The organism is Pseudomonas sp. AD21, from assembly GCF_002878485.1.
Lineage (GTDB): Bacteria > Pseudomonadota > Gammaproteobacteria > Pseudomonadales > Pseudomonadaceae > Aquipseudomonas.
Genome location: NZ_NQYG01000045.1, coordinates 26,454 through 44,826, shown reverse-complemented (window position 1 = coordinate 44,826; position 18,373 = coordinate 26,454). Strand labels below are relative to the sequence as shown.

17 protein-coding genes are annotated in these 18,373 nt (G+C 59.2%); 6 read left to right on the top strand and 11 right to left on the bottom strand.

The window, feature by feature from the left end; all coding sequences use genetic code 11:
* Positions 1 to 184 precede the first annotated feature (184 nt).
* The gene (locus PseAD21_RS21860; protein ID WP_102357769.1) at positions 185 to 922 is read right to left on the bottom strand and encodes an ABC transporter substrate-binding protein; all 738 of its coding nucleotides are present in this window, start codon (positions 920 to 922) and stop codon (positions 185 to 187) included.
* A 257-nt stretch (positions 923 to 1,179) separates the two neighbouring features.
* Between PseAD21_RS21860 and PseAD21_RS21855 the strand changes: the two genes are divergently transcribed.
* Positions 1,180 to 1,632, top strand: coding sequence for a GNAT family N-acetyltransferase (locus tag PseAD21_RS21855; RefSeq protein ID WP_102357767.1), 453 nt, complete (start codon positions 1,180 to 1,182; stop codon positions 1,630 to 1,632).
* Positions 1,633 to 1,734: 102 nt separating this feature from the next.
* Here the strand turns inward: PseAD21_RS21855 and PseAD21_RS21850 are convergent, their stop codons facing one another.
* Genes PseAD21_RS21850 through PseAD21_RS21840 form a run of 3 tightly spaced genes read right to left on the bottom strand, consistent with a single transcriptional unit; the run spans position 1,735 to position 4,710 of the window.
* On the bottom strand, positions 1,735 to 2,031 hold the full coding sequence (locus PseAD21_RS21850; RefSeq protein ID WP_102357766.1) for a helix-turn-helix domain-containing protein: 297 nt from the start codon (positions 2,029 to 2,031) through the stop codon (positions 1,735 to 1,737).
* Positions 2,032 to 2,051: 20 nt separating this feature from the next.
* The gene (locus PseAD21_RS21845) at positions 2,052 to 2,543 is read right to left on the bottom strand and encodes a M48 family metallopeptidase (RefSeq protein WP_102357764.1); all 492 of its coding nucleotides are present in this window, start codon (positions 2,541 to 2,543) and stop codon (positions 2,052 to 2,054) included.
* 43 nt (positions 2,544 to 2,586) lie between these two features.
* Positions 2,587 to 4,710, bottom strand: coding sequence for a bifunctional diguanylate cyclase/phosphodiesterase (locus tag PseAD21_RS21840; RefSeq protein ID WP_102357763.1), 2,124 nt, complete (start codon positions 4,708 to 4,710; stop codon positions 2,587 to 2,589).
* A gap of 335 nt (positions 4,711 to 5,045) precedes the next feature.
* Between PseAD21_RS21840 and PseAD21_RS21835 the strand changes: the two genes are divergently transcribed.
* Positions 5,046 to 5,714 (top strand): polysaccharide lyase family 7 protein, encoded by a 669-nt coding sequence (locus PseAD21_RS21835; RefSeq protein WP_102357761.1) that lies wholly within the window; start codon positions 5,046 to 5,048, stop codon positions 5,712 to 5,714.
* A 198-nt stretch (positions 5,715 to 5,912) separates the two neighbouring features.
* On the opposite strand, the gene PseAD21_RS21825 is transcribed toward PseAD21_RS21835, so the two are convergent.
* Positions 5,913 to 6,287, bottom strand: coding sequence for a DUF6124 family protein (locus PseAD21_RS21825; RefSeq protein WP_102357773.1), 375 nt, complete (start codon positions 6,285 to 6,287; stop codon positions 5,913 to 5,915).
* Between the two features lie 591 nt (positions 6,288 to 6,878).
* Here PseAD21_RS21825 and PseAD21_RS29585 point away from each other — a divergent pair.
* Positions 6,879 to 7,457, top strand: coding sequence for a hypothetical protein (locus PseAD21_RS29585; RefSeq protein WP_146011306.1), 579 nt, complete (start codon positions 6,879 to 6,881; stop codon positions 7,455 to 7,457).
* A 68-nt stretch (positions 7,458 to 7,525) separates the two neighbouring features.
* Here PseAD21_RS29585 and fba read toward each other — a convergent pair whose 3' ends face one another.
* The 6 genes from fba to tkt form a co-directional block, all read right to left on the bottom strand.
* Positions 7,526 to 8,590, bottom strand: a complete 1,065-nt coding sequence (gene fba / locus PseAD21_RS21820; RefSeq protein WP_019694035.1) for a class II fructose-bisphosphate aldolase — start codon at positions 8,588 to 8,590, stop codon at positions 7,526 to 7,528.
* A 252-nt stretch (positions 8,591 to 8,842) separates the two neighbouring features.
* Positions 8,843 to 9,175: an MliC family protein gene (locus PseAD21_RS21815; RefSeq protein WP_102357758.1), complete on the bottom strand. Its 333-nt coding sequence runs from the start codon at positions 9,173 to 9,175 to the stop codon at positions 8,843 to 8,845.
* Between the two features lie 57 nt (positions 9,176 to 9,232).
* Positions 9,233 to 9,454 carry a hypothetical protein gene (locus PseAD21_RS21810; RefSeq protein ID WP_102357757.1) on the bottom strand — a complete coding sequence of 74 codons (222 nt, stop codon included), beginning with the start codon at positions 9,452 to 9,454 and terminating at the stop codon, positions 9,233 to 9,235.
* A 34-nt stretch (positions 9,455 to 9,488) separates the two neighbouring features.
* Positions 9,489 to 10,652, bottom strand: a complete 1,164-nt coding sequence (locus PseAD21_RS21805; RefSeq protein ID WP_102357755.1) for a phosphoglycerate kinase — start codon at positions 10,650 to 10,652, stop codon at positions 9,489 to 9,491.
* Between the two features lie 26 nt (positions 10,653 to 10,678).
* Positions 10,679 to 11,737: an erythrose-4-phosphate dehydrogenase gene (gene epd / locus PseAD21_RS21800; protein ID WP_102357754.1), complete on the bottom strand. Its 1,059-nt coding sequence runs from the start codon at positions 11,735 to 11,737 to the stop codon at positions 10,679 to 10,681.
* Positions 11,738 to 11,918: 181 nt separating this feature from the next.
* Positions 11,919 to 13,916, bottom strand: a complete 1,998-nt coding sequence (gene tkt / locus PseAD21_RS21795; protein WP_102357753.1) for a transketolase — start codon at positions 13,914 to 13,916, stop codon at positions 11,919 to 11,921.
* Positions 13,917 to 14,173: 257 nt separating this feature from the next.
* Between tkt and PseAD21_RS21790 the strand changes: the two genes are divergently transcribed.
* The 3 genes from PseAD21_RS21790 (at position 14,174) to ligB (ending at position 18,290) form a co-directional block, all read left to right on the top strand.
* Positions 14,174 to 15,169, top strand: coding sequence for a metalloregulator ArsR/SmtB family transcription factor (locus tag PseAD21_RS21790; RefSeq protein ID WP_102357751.1), 996 nt, complete (start codon positions 14,174 to 14,176; stop codon positions 15,167 to 15,169).
* Between the two features lie 18 nt (positions 15,170 to 15,187).
* A complete protein-coding gene (gene metK, locus PseAD21_RS21785) occupies positions 15,188 to 16,378 on the top strand; it encodes a methionine adenosyltransferase (protein ID WP_102357749.1) in 1,191 nt (396 codons plus the stop codon).
* A gap of 235 nt (positions 16,379 to 16,613) precedes the next feature.
* Positions 16,614 to 18,290 (top strand): NAD-dependent DNA ligase LigB, encoded by a 1,677-nt coding sequence (gene ligB / locus PseAD21_RS21780; RefSeq protein WP_102357748.1) that lies wholly within the window; start codon positions 16,614 to 16,616, stop codon positions 18,288 to 18,290.
* The last annotated feature ends 83 nt before the right edge of the window (positions 18,291 to 18,373 follow it).

Sequence of the window (18,373 nt, the reverse complement as noted above, 5' to 3'; positions counted from 1 at the left end):
TCCCCCCAGGGGAACGCACTCCAAAGGTGGGAGCGGGCTTGCTCGCGAAAGGGCCACCAGCCACACAACAATTTTCAGATCAGCCCCAACATCCCATGTCCCCCCAGAGGAACGCACTCCAAAGGTGGGAGCGGGCTTGCTCGCGAAGGGGCCATCAGCCACACAGCAGTTTGCGGATCAGCTCCTACATCCCATGCTGCCGCATCAACCGGTCATAACTGCCATCCGCCTTCATCGCCGCAATCGCTTTGTCAAACCCCGCCACAATCTGCTCATGCTCGGGATTCTTCAGGCTCACCAGAATATGCAGACTGTTCTCGCTCAGCGGCTTGGGCAGGAACTCCACGGCGTTGCGCACCTTGGGTGATTCGCGCGTCAGGTAATACCGCGCGACGTATTCATCTTCCAGCGTCAATTTGACCCGATCCGCCGCGAGCATGCGCACGGCCATGGCGAAGTTATGCACAGGGACTTTCTGCAGCGCGGTGTCGGCATCGAACGCCTGCGAATAGGCATAACCGCGCACCACCGCGACCGGATACGTGTGCAGTTGCTCCAGGCTGCTGTAGTCCAGCGGCGTGTCTTTGCGCTTGAGAAAGCGGATGCGGTTGAGCAGGTATTCGCCGGAGAACTGGCCGAGCTTTGTGCGCTCGTCGTTGTACCAGGCGTTGACCAGCACGTCGTAACGCCCTTCGCCAACCCCCAGCAGTGCCCGCGCCCACGGCACCTGCTCATAGTCACTGGCGTAGCCGGCCCGAGCCAGCGCCGTGCTGACAATATCCGTAGCCAGGCCGCCGTTGACCAGCGTGTCATCGGTAAAGGGCGGCCAGATATCAAACACCAGTCGCAGCTTGTCCGCTGCGGCGGTTTGGGCCAGCAAGAGCAATCCGATCAAAGCAAAGGCTCGATGCAGTCGCGGCATGCTTGAAAATCCTTAGCGGGCAGCTTGCCCAGCGTGTTTTCCAGTCAAAACCCCAAGACCCCTTACCGGCGAAACCCAGGCCCTAACAGTAGCTCATTGAAGCCAGTGCACAGCGCTTACCAGCAGATTACACAAAGCCGGCGCCGTCGCGAGAAAGGAATGATGGCATTTTGACCTTTGTCACAGACTCTTACGCCATACAGACATCCAAAGCCTGTGCGCTTAGTATCGGACGACAGCGTTCAAGGAGCCGGAAGATGACAATCGAGTGGATCTGCAAACATCACAGCGATCTGGGTAAAGAGCAGTTATACGCACTGTTGAAGCTGCGCTCGGAGGTGTTCGTGGTCGAACAGAAATGCGCCTACCCGGACCTCGACGGTCAGGATCTGGACGGCGACACCCATCACTTGATGGGCTGGGAAGATGATCACCTGATGGCGTATCTGCGCCTGCTCGACCCCGAGTCCCAGGGCGGTGACGTGGTCATAGGCCGCGTGATCATCGCGCCGCAAGGGCGTGGCAAAGGGCTGGGGCACACAATGATGGAACACGCACTGAAACAGGCCGAGAAGCATTGGCCGCAGGTACCGATCTATCTGTCGGCGCAGGCGCATTTGCAGGGGTATTACGGCAAGTACGGGTTTGTCGTGGCGGGTGAGGAATACCTCGAGGATGACATTCTGCACATAGGGATGCGTCGTTCCTGAGGCCCTATCGCGAGCAGGCTCACTCCTACATTTGATCGCATTCCATCTGAAGAAACCCGATCTACTGTAGGAGTGATGGCGTCAGCTCAGTCACCGCAGGATTCAGGGATATTCCAGCACAGCCTTGATCTGCCGCAAATTGCGCTCGATCCACCCACGATCAATCGCCCCCCACTCGCGAATCCGATAGCGCCCGGCATGGTTGCGTGCGCCCTCTTCCTGCTCGAATTCACAAACAATATCCAGATCCGCCAATGCGGCGATGGTGTCCTGCGCCGTGCGCCGCGGCATGCCGGTGACCTCGGTCAGCGCCGGCACGCTGGCAGCCAGGCCGCTGTCGATCAGGTAGGCCACGTACAGGCGACGGTAGAAACTGCTTTTGGTCTTGCTGACGTCCATCCACCCGCTCCTTGTTGCGGCTATTGCAGATCCCGCCACGTCAGGTACACCCGCAGGTCGAACTCGACCTGGTGATACCCCGGCAGCATGTGTTCACACAATTTGTAGAAAGACTTGTTGTGATCCGACTCTTTGAAGTGTGCCAGCTCATGCACGACGATCATCTTCAGAAACTCGGGCGCCGCCTCCTTGAACAGCGAAGCGATACGAATCTCTTTCTTGGCCTTGAGCTTGCCGCCCTGCACCCGCGAAACCGTGGTGTGCAGGCCCAGCGCTCGATGAGTCAGGTCGAGGCGGTTGTCGAACAGCACCTTGTCGATGGCCGGGGCGTTGCGCAGGTATTCCTGCTTCAGGTCCAGCGCGTAGCTGTACAACGCCTTGTCGCTCTGCACATCGTGGCGCCCGGGATAGCGTTGGCTCAGGTAATCACCCAGACGCTGCTCGGCGATCAGTTGGCGCACCTGATCCTGCAATTGCGCGGGATAGGCCTGGAGGTATTTCAACGCAGTCATGGACACGGCAACACGGTTTGAAAAGAGCGCCAGTGTAGCGAATTCAACCGGGCAGCGCGCTCCAGTCAAACGGCTCGGCAAAGCTTGCAGCAGCATCGGCCATCATCGGCCGCGCTACCAGGAAGCCTTGCACGTATTCGCAACCATGGGCCTGCAGCCATTGGTACTGCTCGATGGTCTCCACACCTTCGGCGATCACCAGCAAACCGTACTGTTTGCACAGGCTGATCACCGTGCTCACCAGCGAGGCATCCCGGGCCGAATCCGGCAGACGCGCGATCAGGTGCCGATCAAGCTTGAGTGTATCGAGTTCAAGATCACGCAGATGCGCCAGCGAACACGGCCCGGAACCGAAATCGTCCAGCGCCACCCGCACCCCAAGATTGCGCAGCAAGCGCAGCTGCTTACGGGTTTCATCGGGGTTGTGCATCAACGCTTCTTCAGTGATTTCGACTTCCAATTGCCGTGGCTGCAAGGCATGCCGCTCCAGCACCTGACGCAATTCGGTGGCGAGGTTGGGCAAGCCGAACTGGGTGTTGCTCAGGCTCACGCCGAGCACCAGGTCTTCGGCAAACAGGGTTTCCCAGGCTTTGCGCTGACCGGCGCCACGGTGATAGATCCAGCTGCCGAGCCGGCTGATCAGCCGTGCCTCTTCCAGCAATGGCAAAAACAGCCCCGGCGGCACATCGCCGACACTCGGATGCTGCCAGCGCAACAGCGCCTCGAAGCCACGGATCTGCCCGCTGTCGATCGCCACCTGCGGCTGATACACCAGATTGAAGTCACGATTTTCGATCGCCGCGCGCACGCTTTCTTCGAGCATCAGGCGCGAGCGTGCCCGACCGTTCATGTCGTGATCATAAAAGCGATATTGCTGCCGCCCGGCGCGCTTGGCTTCGTACATGGCGATGTCGGACGCACGCAGCAATCCGTCGAGGTTCGAACCGCAGTCCGGGTAAGTGGCGATGCCGATACTGGCGCCGAGGGCAATGTCCAGCCCTTCGATCTGCTGACAGATCGACACCCGCTCGATGAGCTTCTCGGCAATCTTCGCCGCCTGCTCGGGAAACTCCAGATCGAGCAACGCGGTGAACTCGTCCCCACCCATGCGCGCCAGAATGTCGAACGGCCGCAGGCAAGCCTTCAGTTGCTCGGAGACCCAGCGCAGCACCCGGTCGCCGGCATCGTGACCGAGGGAATCGTTGACCCGCTTGAAACCATCGAGGTCGAGGTACAACAGCACCCAACTGCTGTCGCTGCGTTCACCGCGCAGCAGCAGATTCTCCACGGTCTGATAGAAACCACGGCGGTTGAGCAAACCGGTCAGCGGATCGGTGCCCCCCTGAAACTCCAACTGCTGATGCAAGTGACGCACCACCGACATGTCCAGCACCGTCACCACCATCGCCTGCTGCACCGCCGGCAACGGCGCGCAAGACAGCGCCACCGGCACTTGCTGGCCGGGCGCCGTGCGCAACAGCGCGTCGTGCAGACGCAGGGTTTCGCCGCGCCGATAACCGGCAAACAACTCGGAGTCGGCCCATAGGGGAATGTGCGGTTTCTGCAGGAAATCGAGAAATTCCTTGCCCTCAAGCTCCTTCACCGGGGCATTGAGCAAGCGCGAAATCGCCGGATTGGCGAAGCGGATCAAACCGTCCTCGCCCAGCACCAGAATCCCTTCGGCCGCGTTATCCAGCACCGACGCATTGAAGGCGCGGGCGACTTCCAGATCATGGGTCAGGCGTTGCAAGGCGCGGCGATTGCGCTGATGTTCGAGCAGCGCCTGCACCTTGGGCTTGAGAATCTGCGGGTCGAACGGCTTGAACAGGTAATCCACCGCGCCGCTGGCATAGCCCTTGATCACCGCGTCCTGGGATTGCTCGTTGGCGGTGAGGAAAATAATCGGGGTGAGGCGCGTGCGCTGGCTGCCACGCATCAGCCGCGCGACTTCGAAGCCGTCCATGCCCGGCATCTGCACATCCAGCAGCACCAGGTCGACATCGTGTTCGAGCAAAAGACTGAGCGCCTCGAAACCGGAGGCGGCGGTCATGACGAGCCAATCCTGACGCTGCAACAACGCACGCATGCTGATCAGGTTTTCAGGGTAATCGTCAACGATCAAAAGGACAGAGCTGCCTTCACCTGGCTGGGGTTGCGCGCATTCCATGCTGCTTCTCTTGTCGGGACATCTCTTGTCGGGATATCGGCCGGTTTCTCGTGAAAACCGTACAGTTACTGAGCCATCACTCTAGTCCCGGATCTGTGAAAGCAGAAGCTGTCACGCCGCCATCATTTAACCAAAGCTACGATTTACCGACTAACGGTCACCCCTGCAGCCCCCGGAAACCGGCACAGATGGCATTTCGACAGGATGTTGACGCCAATCATCTGCCAAACGGGCGTTAACAAAAAACTCCTCTACGCTTATAACTGCCGCCCGAAAAGGCGCGGGCTAGAGCTTCTGGCACTCGCGTTCAGGATGAATTGAGTGGAAGAACCGACATGATCGATCTCGCAACCTGGAACCTCAGCGTTCCCGTCGGCAGTCCGCCGTACACCGTTGAAACCTCCAAACTGGTGAATGGCTTCAAGGATCAATACTTCCATTCCGACACCGGCACGCTGTTTTTCTGGTCACCGGTCACCGGGTCAAAAACCGAAAACGCCATCTACCCGCGCACCGAACTGCGCGAAACCTTCAGCAACGGCACCTTGCGCAACTGGTACTACCCAGATGCGGACAACACCCTGCGCGCGACCCTCGCGGTGAACAAGGTGCCCAGCTCCGGCAAAATCGTCATCGGCCAGATCCACGCCTATGAAAGCCAGCGCCCGATGGTCAAGCTCGAATACCAGTACAAGGAAAAAACCCAGACAGGCAACCTGGTGATCAAAGTCCGCATGCACCCCGACGACAAGGAAAGCCGCGTCATCACCCTCGCCACCGGGATCAAACTGGACAACGAATTCAACTACCTCATCCACCTCAGCCCCGGCGGCGCGCTAGGCGTGAGTGCGGCGGGTTATCAGTGGGATTCACAAATCAGCGCGACCTGGCGCAACAAGCCGTTGTACTTCAAGGCCGGGGTTTATGTGCAGGACAACACCGGCTATACCAGCGAAGGCGGCCAGGTGACATTTACCAAGCTGGATATTGATCACGACAAGTGACATCGACGAACTGAAGAACTACCCACAACCCTGTGGGAGCTGGCTTGCCAGCGATGGCGTCCCGACCACCAACCAATATATTGCAGAATGCACACGATCCAATTGTAGGAGTGAGCCTGCTCGCGATGACGGCGTATCAGTCGCCAACAATGCTGAATGTCAGATCGCAATCGCGAGCAGGCTCACTCCTACAAAGGTTCAGCGGTGTTCCGGGGATTGGCTGACTTCCACATTATCCAGCACCCGACTCACCGCCAGCTCCGCCAGCATGATGATCTGCTGAATCGCCAGAATCGTATGCCGTTGCGGCGTATCCACATAAGCGGCAATGTCACTGGTCATGATGCTCGCAGAGGCCAGCGACTCACAGGCATGAACCAGCAGACTTTCGTTGTCCATGCCCGGGCTGACCTGGAACATCGTGCTGGGTTTGTGGAACCTCAGAGTGGCGGCGTTCGGCTTGAGGTAGTGATCGAGCGCCCGTTCGGCGGCGTCGTGGAGCTTTTTTGAGTCGAGGGATTCGTAGGGCGACGTAGATTCCGCCTCGGGGGGATTGGGTGTTGGCTTGATCATCGTAGACATACTCATGGCTGGTTGAATTGCAGCCGCCATTTTCGTTTTCCAGGCGAAAGGGTGGCAGCTGAGCGCGGACTGGAAAAACCGGTCAACCAACCCAAACCGGCAGGCCCAAAGGCCTCCCGCGCGCAGCCGCCATTACATCGCGAGCAGAAAAGCGCCGCAGTATGCCATGGGCAGAGTTGGTATGAATCGGGTTTTCCAGACCCGGTCACTGATACGTCAGCGACACGACCAGCCTATCCAGCCGACTTCCGAGGGACAACCGACGCGACCTGTCGGAATATTCCCGGCGAATGCCAGTGTCTGTAGGACGAGCGCACGACCGACAAACCTTAACCCAAAGTAACTACTCTTCAGGCGGAATTTAAGTACAAAGTACGAAGCTAATATTCCAGCTCTTGAAATTTCTTTCGCGATCAAACTTTCCGCAATATCAATCACAGCAAAATCATCTTAAAACCTGTCAACTCTGACAGGTGTGCTCACCCCTCCCGCGCCTCTATTCTACTTCTCGAAGTAACTTACAATCCTTATCTAGCGCCAAGCGTAAACCACGCAACCTAAATAACTGCAATGAGGAATATCATGAACAAGGAAGGCTCATTCACAGGGTACATGTCGATATCCGGATACTCACTGCCGTGCCAACTAGGGTTTCAATACTTCGAGTCGACGTCAAGCCCTGGCAGCAAAGGAATCGGAATGGAGGGTGGAAGCTCCTCCACAACTATAACCTTACCGAAAACTGACTATCTATGTGCGAATACCTGCTCGGGAAGTAGAGGAGCTTTATTCCACTTTGAGCAAACCAGCAACTATGGAGAGTACACCATAACCAGTAGAGACAAAGATTTTTATGAAGGATGCTACTTGGGAATAACCGACAAGAGCTATCTTTTCGCCTATCGCCCTCGCTCCGAATCGAATCGCTTCAGTTTTAAGCAAAACGGCAAGGTGATAGGTCTAAATGAAATGACAGGAAACGTTATTGCTGGTTTGGAATTAGTTTGCAAACATGGCGGAATAGAGCTTCACAAAAAAATAGTACGACCAGGGAGCAACGGGGATAGTCAATGGGCAGCTTATGTTTGCACACAGGGAGGCGATGTCGGACTTGTCGGAACTAATATCGAATTGCGCATTAAAGAAAGAAACGTTGAGTAGCTTGAATGCGAACCATAAGAAACCCGCCTCTCGGCGGGGTTCTCATAACAGCGGCTCAACGCCCAGGCTTAGTTAACCTTGGCGTTCAACTCACCCTTCAAATACCGCTGGAACATCGCTTCCAACGAGATCGGCTTGATCTTCGAAGCATTACCCGCAGTACCGAACGCTTCATAACGAGCGATACATACGTCGCGCATCGCCGTCACAGTCGCGCCGAAGAATTTACGTGGGTCGAATTCGCTCGGGTTGGTGGCCATCAGGCGACGCATCGCACCGGTGGAGGCCAGACGCAGGTCAGTGTCGATGTTGACCTTGCGCACGCCGTGCTTGATGCCTTCGACGATTTCTTCAACCGGTACGCCGTAGGTTTCTTTGATGTCGCCGCCGTACTGGTTGATGATCGCCAGCCACTCTTGTGGCACCGACGAGGAACCGTGCATCACCAGGTGGGTGTTCGGGATGCGTTTGTGAATTTCCTTGATGCGGTCGATCGCCAGCACGTCGCCGGTAGGTGGCTTGGTGAACTTGTAAGCGCCGTGGCTGGTACCGATGGCGATGGCCAGGGCATCGACCTGAGTGCGTTTGACGAAGTCAGCGGCTTCTTCCGGGTCGGTCAGCATTTGGCTGTGATCCAGAACGCCTTCGGCGCCGATGCCGTCTTCTTCACCGGCCATGCCGGTTTCCAGCGAACCCAGGCAGCCCAGCTCGCCTTCTACCGAAACGCCGCAGGCGTGCGCCATGGCCACGGTTTGTTGGGTAACGCGGACGTTGTAGTCGTAGTCGGTCGGGGTCTTGCCGTCTTCGCCCAGCGAGCCGTCCATCATCACCGAGCTGAAGCCCAGTTGGATCGAGCGCTGGCAAACGTCAGGGCTGGTGCCGTGGTCCTGGTGCATGCACACCGGGATGTGCGGGAATTCTTCGATCGCGGCCAGGATCAGGTGACGCAGGAACGGTGCGCCAGCGTATTTACGGGCGCCGGCCGAAGCCTGGACGATCACCGGGGAGTCAGTCTTGTCAGCGGCTTCCATGATGGCGCGCATCTGCTCAAGGTTGTTGACGTTGAAGGCTGGAACGCCGTAGCCGAACTCGGCTGCGTGGTCCAGCATCTGGCGCATGCTGATAAGTGCCATTGTGTGTGTCTCTCCCGGTTGAGGGTCGTTAATCGTGCCAGCCTGCCGGAGCGGCGGCGGCTATTCAAGTGATTGCAGATCGGGGGTCGAGGCCCGGTCTGGTGATTCGATAAAGCAAAATCCTGAGAACTACACAGAACCCCTGTGGGAACGAGCCTGCTCGCGAAAGCAATCTTGCAGTCGCTGATGCAGTGCCTGTCAGACCGCTTTCGCGAGCAGGCTCGCTCCCACATTAGAACTGTGGTGTGTCAATTACTGCGCCTTGCAGCCACGCCCGATCAGGTCATTGGTGGCAACCCAGTACACCAGGCCTTCGTCACCCTTGACGTGAAACGCCAGCATGCCGTCGCTGTACAGCGTGCCCGAGGCGCCCGGCTCTTCTTTCAGGCGATAGACCTGATCACCGCCGCCGAGTCGAACATCGACTTCCTTCTGGCCGGCATCGGCGTAGCGCCACAGCACTTTGGCCTGGCTGTCGCAGGTCCATGTCGTCCAGCTGTCCACAGGGGCGGACGACTGAAACAGGTTCATCTGCGCGCAACCGCCCAACAATGCCAACGCCGCAATGGCGATCAAGCCTTTCATCCGTGTTCCTCGACTGACGGCGCACGCCGCCAGCCCTGAGTTAAAGAGTCAGACCCGTCAAGGACAACCATGTTCCTTGGCCGGGGTTTGCGTCTCGTATTTGTCCAGACCGTCCGGCCCCGAGCGCTTGTTCAGCACCGGGTTGGTTTCAGCCTGCCAGTCGGCCTGGTAGCAGCCTTTCTGCGCCTCTCCCGGCGCAGGCGTCGCCTCGGCCTTCGGGTTACTCCCGCAGGCCGCCAGCGTACCGGTCAGCAACAACAGCGCTAACGACTTGACCATGTGAACACTCCTTTGCCTGGCCAAACGGGCGGCCTCAGGCCTTGGCCCGGCTTTCCAGGACTTCAACGGCTGGCAGCACCTTGCCTTCGACGAATTCGAGGAACGCGCCACCACCGGTGGAAATGTAGGAGATTTGCTCAGCCACGCCATATTTATCGATCGCGGCCAGGGTGTCGCCACCGCCTGCGATGGAGAACGCGGCGCTGTCAGCGATGGCTTGCGCCAGCACTTTGGTGCCGTTGCCGAACTGGTCGAATTCGAACACGCCAACCGGACCGTTCCACAGAATGGTTTTCGACGATTTCAGCAGTTCGGCGAAGTTGGCTGCGGTTTGCGGGCCGATGTCCAGAATCATGTCGTCCGCTGCGACGTCAGCGATCAGCTTGACGGTCGCTTCGGCGGTTTCGGCGAATTCCTTGGCCACCACGACGTCAACCGGCAGTGGCACGCTGACCTTGGCGGCGATGGCGCGTGCGGTGTCCAGCAGGTCCGGCTCGTACAACGACTTGCCCACCGGGTGACCGGCCGCAGCGAGGAAGGTGTTGGCGATGCCGCCGCCGACGATCAGTTGATTGCAGATCTGGCTCAGGCTATTCAGTACGTCGAGTTTGGTCGAGACCTTGGAACCGGCAACGATCGCCGCCATTGGTTGCGCCGGAGCACCCAGGGCTTTGCCCAGTGCGTCCAGTTCAGCGGCCAGCAGCGGGCCGGCAGCGGCGACTTTGGCGAACTTCGCCACGCCGTGGGTCGAGCCTTCGGCGCGGTGAGCAGTGCCGAAAGCGTCCATCACGAACACGTCGCACAGGGCGGCGTATTGCTGTGCCAGTTCGTCGGCGTTCTTTTTCTCGCCCTTGTTGAAACGCACGTTTTCGAACAGCACGATGTCGCCGGCCTTGACGTCAACGCCGCCCAGGTAATCGGCCACCAGCGGCACTTCACGGCCCAGCGCCTTGCTCAGGTAGTCAGCGACTGGCTTGAGGCTGTTCTCGGCGGAGAACTCGCCTTCGGTCGGACGGCCCAGGTGCGAGCAAACCATCACGGCTGCACCTTTTTCCAGGGCCAGCTTGATGGTCGGCAGCGAAGCCAGGATACGCGCATCGCTGGTGACAACACCGTCCTTGACTGGGACGTTGAGGTCTTCGCGAATCAATACGCGCTTACCTTGCAGATCGAGGTCGGACATCTTCAACACGGTCATGGGTCGCACTTCCTGAGTAACTGTTCTTAGAGAGCAGGTTTTTTTGAAATCGCTGTTTGCAGATAGTGTTCTGCAACGTCCAGCATTCGGTTGGCAAAACCCCATTCGTTGTCGAACCAGGCCAGGATGTTCACCAGCTTGGGGCCGGAAACACGGGTCTGACTGGCATCGACGATGGCCGAATGTGGGTCATGATTGAAATCACAGCTGGCGTGCGGCAACTCGGTATAGGCCAGCAGTCCCTTGAGCGGACCACTGGTGGCGGCCTCGCGCAGGATCCGATTGACCTCACCCGCGTCGGTCGCGGTGGCGGTCTGCATCGTGATGTCGAGGCAAGACACGTTGACCGTCGGCACGCGTACGGCTTTGGCCTGAATTCGCCCGGCAAGTTCCGGCAGCAAGCGCTCGATACCACGCGCCAGACCAGTGGACACCGGGATCACCGACTGGAACGCCGAACGGGTGCGGCGCAGGTCTTCGTGGTGATAAGCGTCGATCACCGGCTGATCGTTCATCGCCGAGTGAATCGTGGTGATCGACACGTAATCGAGGCCAATGGCCTTGTCGAGCAAACGCAACAGCGGCACGCCGCAGTTGGTGGTGCAGGAGGCGTTGGACACCAGCAGTTCGTCGCCAGTCAGGCAGTCCTGATTGACGCCGTAGACGATGGTGGCGTCGACATCCGCCTCGCTGGCCATCGGCTGCGAAAACAACACGCGCGGTGCGCCGGCGTCGAGAAAGCGCTGGCCGTCTTCACGGGTGTTGTAGGCACCGGAACACTCAAGCACCAGATCGACGCCCAGCGACGCCCAATCGATGCCTTCGGGGGTAGCACTGCGCAGGACCTTCACGCAGTCGCCATTAATATGCAGACAATCGCCTTCTACTCGCACTTCGCCGGGAAAGCGGCCGTGAGTGGAGTCGAAGCGTGTCAGGTATTCGATGCTGGCCATGTCAGCCAGATCGTTGATCGCGACAATTTCAAACCCGGCTTTCTCGCCTCGCTCGAACAACGCACGCAAGACGCAACGACCAATCCGGCCGTAGCCGTTGAGTGCAACTTTGTAAGGACGCGGTTGAGGCATGGGGTTCTCGATTACCGTGGTGAATCCGTTATTGCAGTGGTGTCTGAGCCACCGATTTCGCGAGCAAGCCCGCTCCCACATTGGATCAGGGTTGTGAACACTGTTTGTGTCACACAACAAATCCCCCTGTGGGAGCGGGCTTGCTCGCGAAGGCGTCCGTCCAGACGACGCGACTCCTGGATCAGTCTTCCAGCAGTTCTTCAGCCTGACCCAGGATGTTTTCCAGGGTGAAGCCGAATTCTTCGAACAGTGCCGAAGCCGGCGCCGACTCACCGTAGGTGGTCATGCCGATCACGCGACCTTCCAGGCCCACGTACTTGAACCAGAAGTCGGCGTGTGCCGCTTCGATCGCGATACGCGCGCTGACCTGCAACGGCAGCACCGCTTGCTTGTAGCCAGCATCCTGAGCATCGAACACGCTGGTGCAAGGCATGGAAACCACGCGCACCTTGCGACCCTGCTCGGTCAGTTTGTCATAGGCCTGAACCGCCAGACCCACTTCCGAACCGGTCGAAATCAGGATCAGCTCAGGCTCGCCTGCGCAGTCCTTCAGCACATAACCACCGCGGCTGATGTCGGCGATCTGGGCAGCGTCGCGTTCCTGATGCTGCAGGTTCTGACGCGAGAAGATCAGCGCCGACGGGCCGTCTTTACGCTCCAGCGCGTTTTTCCAGGCCACGGCCGATTCAACGGCATCGGCTGGACGCCAGGTGTCGAGGTTCGGTGTGGTACGCAGGCTGGTCAGTTGCTCGATCGGCTGGTGCGTCGGGCCGTCTTCGCCCAGACCGATGGAGTCGTGGGTGTAGACGTGGATCACTTGCTTCTTCATCAGCGCGGACATGCGCACGGCATTGCGGGCGTATTCCATGAACATCAGGAAGGTCGCGCCGTAAGGCACCAGGCCGCCGTGCAGGGTCACGCCGTTCATGATGGCGGTCATGCCGAATTCGCGCACGCCGTAGTACATGTAGTTGCCGCTGGCGTCTTCAGCGCTGACGCCCTTGCAACCTTTCCACAGGGTCAGGTTGGAGCCGGCGAGGTCAGCCGAACCGCCGAGCAGTTCCGGCAGCAGCGGGCCGAACGCGTTCAGGGTGTTCTGGCTGGCTTTACGGCTGGCGATGGTTTCGCCTTTGGCCGCGACTTCAGCAATGTAGGCGCTGGCTTTTTCGGAGAAGTCAGCCGGCAGCTCACCGCTCAGGCGACGCACCAGTTCGTTGGCTTCGGTCGGGAATGCTGCGGAGTAAGCAGCGAAACGCTGATCCCACTCGGCTTCGACTGCGCGACCTTTTTCCTTGGCATCCCACTCGGCATAAATGTCGGCCGGAATTTCGAACGGGCCGTAGTTCCAGTTCAGCGCCTTGCGGGTCAGAGCGATTTCCGCGTCACCCAGTGGGGCGCCGTGGCAGTCTTCTTTGCCCTGCTTGTTCGGCGAACCGAAACCGATGGTGGTCTTGCAGCAGATCAGGGTCGGCAGCGGGCTCTTGCGCGCGGTTTCGATGGCGGTCTTGATCTCTTCCGGATCGTGACCGTCAACATTGCGGATCACTTGCCAGTTGTAGGCTTCGAAACGCTTCGGGGTGTCATCGGTGAACCAGCCTTCGACTTCGCCGTCGATGGAGATGCCGTTGTCATCGTAGAAAGCGATCAGCTTGCCCAGACCCAGAGTACCGGCCAGGGAAGCAACTTCGTGCGAAATGCCTTCCATCATGCAGCCATCACCCAGGAACACGTAGGTGTGGTGGTCAACGATGTTGTGGCCAGGACGGTTGAACTGCGCGCCCAGAACCTTTTCTGCCAGAGCGAAGCCCACAGCGTTGGCCAGACCCTGACCCAACGGACCGGTGGTGGTTTCAACGCCTGGGGTGTAGCCGAATTCCGGGTGACCCGGGGTACGGCTGTGCAGTTGACGGAATTGCTTGAGGTCGTCGATCGACAGGTCGTAACCGGTCAGGTGCAGCAGCGAGTAGATCAACATCGAGCCGTGGCCGTTGGACAGCACGAAGCGGTCACGGTCGGTAAACGATGGATTGCTCGGGTTGTGCTTGAGGTAGTCGCGCCAAAGCACTTCGGCGATATCTGCCATACCCATAGGGGCACCGGGATGGCCGCTGTTGGCTTTTTGCACGGCATCCATGCTGAGGGCACGAATGGCGTTGGCACGCTCACGACGGCTAGGCATCGCTGATCTCCTGGGTGTGAATAATCGAAACGGAAAAAAGGAGGGCATTTTCCCTCACCGGAGCGCCTCGGGGCAATGACAGATAGTCATCCGGAGGCGTTTTTCCCATGGTTAACAGTGGATTCTGTGGGTGAAACCTTTCCGCTGTTCGTTTGTAGAGTTAACCAGCCAGTGAGAAGTGCCATCTATCGAGCAATATCAAAACTTTTTGATATTGCCCTTGCGGCGATTTCCCACCGTCACTAGACTGCTGCCCCATGAACTTACGCGTGCCTTCCATTCGCCATGACGACTGCGACGAGCTGGCGGCCCTGTGCAAGGCCGGTGGCGACCCGCTGCGCCTGAATGTATTGCGCGCGCTGGCCAACGATTCGTTCGGTGTACTGGAACTGGCGCAGATTTTCGGTATCGGTCAGTCCGGCATGAGTCATCACCTTAAAGTGCTGGCCCAGGCTGATCTGGTGGCAACGCGCCGTGAAGGCAACGCGATTTTCTATCGCCGCGCCCTGCCCCACACCGAACTGCTGGGCGGCAAGCTGCACGCGGCATTGTTAGAAGAAGTCGACAATCTGGCGCTGCCGGATGACGTGCAGGCACGCATCGCTCAGGTACACGGGCAACGCGAGGCGGCCAGCCAGGACTTTTTCGCCCGGGTCGCGGAAAAATTTCGCGCCCAGCAAGACTTGATCGCAGGCCTGCCGCAGTACCGTGACAGCGTGCTGGCCCTGCTCGACAAACTGAACTTCAATGGTGCTGCCACGGCCATTGAAGTCGGCCCCGGCGATGGTGCTTTTCTGCCGGAACTGGCTCCTCGCTTCGGCACCGTAACCGCGCTGGACAACAGCCCGGCGATGCTCGATCTGGCGCGTCAGGTATGCGTTCGTGAACAGCTGGCTAACGTCAGCCTGCAATTGGCCGATGCATTGAATGGCACAAGCCTTCAGGCCGATTGCGTGGTACTGAACATGGTGTTGCACCATTTCGCCGCGCCGGCCGAAGCGCTCAAGCACATGGCCGGCCTGCTGCAACCGGGCGGTAGCCTGCTCGTGACAGAGTTATGTAGCCACAACCAGAGTTGGGCCAGGGAGGCCTGCGGTGATCTGTGGTTGGGGTTTGAACAGGACGATTTGGCCCGTTGGGCCACCGCTGCGGGACTCGTTCCCGGGGACAGCCTCTATGTAGGCTTACGTAATGGTTTCCAGATCCAGGTTCGCCACTTTCAGCGACCGGCTGGCGACACTCACCATCGGTAAATTCAGGAAAACATCGAGATGAGCGAATACTCCCTCTTCACCTCCGAGTCCGTGTCTGAAGGACATCCGGACAAAATCGCCGACCAGATTTCCGATGCGGTGCTGGACGCCATCATTACCCAGGACAAACACGCACGCGTTGCGGTGGAAACTCTGGTCAAGACTGGCGTGGCCATCGTTGCCGGTGAAGTCACCACCAGCGCCTGGGTCGATCTGGAAGAGATCGTGCGTAACGTGATTCTCGACATCGGCTATAACAGCTCCGACGTCGGCTTCGACGGCGCGACCTGCGGCGTGATGAACATCATCGGCAAGCAGTCCCCGGACATCAACCAGGGTGTTGACCGTGCCAAGCCTGAAGATCAAGGCGCCGGCGACCAGGGCCTGATGTTCGGCTACGCCAGCAACGAAACCGACGTTTTGATGCCAGCCCCGATCACCTTCTCGCACCAACTGGTGCAGCGCCAGGCCGAAGCCCGTAAATCGGGCCTGCTGCCTTGGCTGCGTCCGGACGCCAAGTCGCAAGTGACTTGCCGCTACGAAGGCGGCAAGGTTGTCGGTATCGACGCTGTTGTTCTGTCGACCCAGCACAACCCTGAAGTGTCGTACAAAGACCTGCGCGAAGGCGTGATGGAGCTGATCGTCAAGCACGTGCTGCCTGCCGAACTGCTGAGCAAAGACACCCAGTTCCACATCAACCCGACCGGCCAGTTCATCATTGGCGGCCCGGTAGGTGACTGCGGTCTGACCGGTCGCAAGATCATCGTCGACAGCTACGGCGGCATGGCCCGTCACGGCGGTGGCGCGTTCTCCGGTAAAGATCCATCGAAGGTTGACCGTTCGGCTGCCTACGCTGGCCGTTACGTTGCCAAGAACATCGTCGCTGCCGGCCTGGCCGAGCGTTGCGAGATTCAGGTTTCCTACGCGATCGGTGTAGCTCAGCCTACTTCGATCTCGCTGAACACCTTCGGCACCGGCAAGATCAGCGATGACAAGATCGTCAAACTGGTACGTGAAGTGTTCGACCTGCGTCCATACGCAATCACCACCATGCTCGATCTGCTGCACCCGATGTACCAGGAAACTGCAGCCTACGGCCACTTCGGTCGTGCTCCGCAGACCAAGACTGTTGGCGAAGACACCTTCACCACGTTCACTTGGGAAAAAACCGACCGCGCCGACGCCCTGCGTTCCGCTGCTGGTCTGTAAGACGTCCCCGGCTGCACAAAAAGCCCCGCACGGTTCGCGCCGTGCGGGGCTTTTTCATGCCTGAAATACTTTTCTGATTTCAACCCAAAATCCTGTGGGAGCCGGGCTTGCTCGCGATGAGGCCAGCTCTGATGCCCTGAGTTTCAGCTCGGAAACACGATGCAAAACACCCACCCGGTGCTGCTCAAAATCCTGACTAGCCTTCAAGCATTCCCCCTGAGCAAGGACGCTCACCATGCTTGCCACGCTGCGCCTGTTTTCAATTGTTCTGCTGAGCATCACCCACCTGATTGCTTATGCCGCTTGCCCCGATTGGTCCGCCGCCACCGCAACAAACGAAATCACCGCCCTGCAAAAAAAGATCGACCAATGGGACGACGCCTATCACCGCGAAGGCCGTTCTCTGATTGCCGACGACCTCTACGATCAAACCCGCTTGCGACTCAACGTGTGGCGCCAGTGTTTCCAGCAGCCACCAGCGCCCGAACCTTTGCGCAGCGCATCTGGCCCAATCGCGCATCCTGTCGCGCACACTGGTCTGGATAAACTGCACGAAGCAGCAGCCGTACAGGCGTGGTTGAAGGACCGCCGGGATGTCTGGGTCCAACCCAAGGTCGATGGCGTCGCAATAACACTGATCTACCGTCGCGGCCTGCTGCAACAAGCGATCAGTCGTGGCGACGGTATCAGCGGTCAGGACTGGACGGCGTCGGCGCAAAAGATCGCGGCCATTCCGCAACAATTGACGCAGCCCCGTGATCTGCTGGTGCAGGGCGAACTCTATTGGCGCCTGACCCAACACGTGCAGGCCCGCGCCGGCAGCGTCAATGCCCGCGCCACCGTTGCCGGGCTGATGAACCGTAAAGCCCTGAGCGCCGAGCAGGCAGCCGGGATTGGTCTGTTCGTCTGGGATTGGCCACAGGGGCCAGCGGCGCTTCCTGAAAGAATAGCCATGCTGACGACACTGGGTTTCGCCACGACGGCGCCGTTCAGTCAGGCCATCGCCAACCTTGAGGACGCCCAGAAGTGGCGCGAGCACTGGTATCGATCACCCCTGCCTTTCGCCAGCGACGGCATTGTCCTGCGCCAGAGCCTGCGCCCACCGGCCGAGCGCTGGCAGGCGAGTGCCCCCTACTGGGCCGTCGCCTGGAAATACCCGTTTGCCCGGGCCCTGGCCGAGGTGCGCAAGGTTAATTTCAAAATCGGCCGCACCGGCCGCATCACACCGGTGCTGGAGCTGACGCCGGTCATGCTCGATGACCGGGAGATCAAACGCGTCAGCGCCAGTTCGCTCAAGCGCTGGCGGGCGCTGGACATCCGCCCCGGCGACCAGGTGGCAATCAGCCTGGCCGGGCTTACGATTCCGCGGCTCGACAGCGTGGTGCTGCGAACGGCCGAGCGGGCCGACATCGAGATTCCCGAGGCAGGGGATTTCCACACCTTGAGCTGCTGGCAACCGACACCCGGCTGCGAAAGCCAGTTTCTCGCGCGCCTGACCTGGCTCAGCGGCAAGCAAGGGCTGGCAATGCCCCATGTGGGTAAAGGCACCTGGGAGAAACTTCTGGAAACAGGCCGCGTGAACAACCTGCTGGATTGGTTGACCCTCGATGAGCCAGAGCTTGCTAACATTGCCGGCTTCGGCGAACGCAGCAGTGCGCGCCTGATACTCAGTTTTCACAGTGCCCGCCAAAGGCCTTTCACACAGTGGCTCAAAGCGTTGGGCCTACCACCGACAGGTGAGGTTCAACTGGCTGATTCATGGCAGGCACTGGCACAACGAAATACCGAACAATGGCAGGCTGAAGCCGGAATCGGCCCCGGACGCGCAGCGCAATTGAGCGCATTCTTTCGCGACCCGCAGGTGCTGGCCATCAGCGAACAATTACGTGCCGCCGGAATCGACGGTTTCTGAACATGCAATCCCCGCACGCCGGGAACCCAACGGCCGTCGAGGCGCTCCAACTGCGCAGCGCCCGACTGACCCGATTGCCTTTG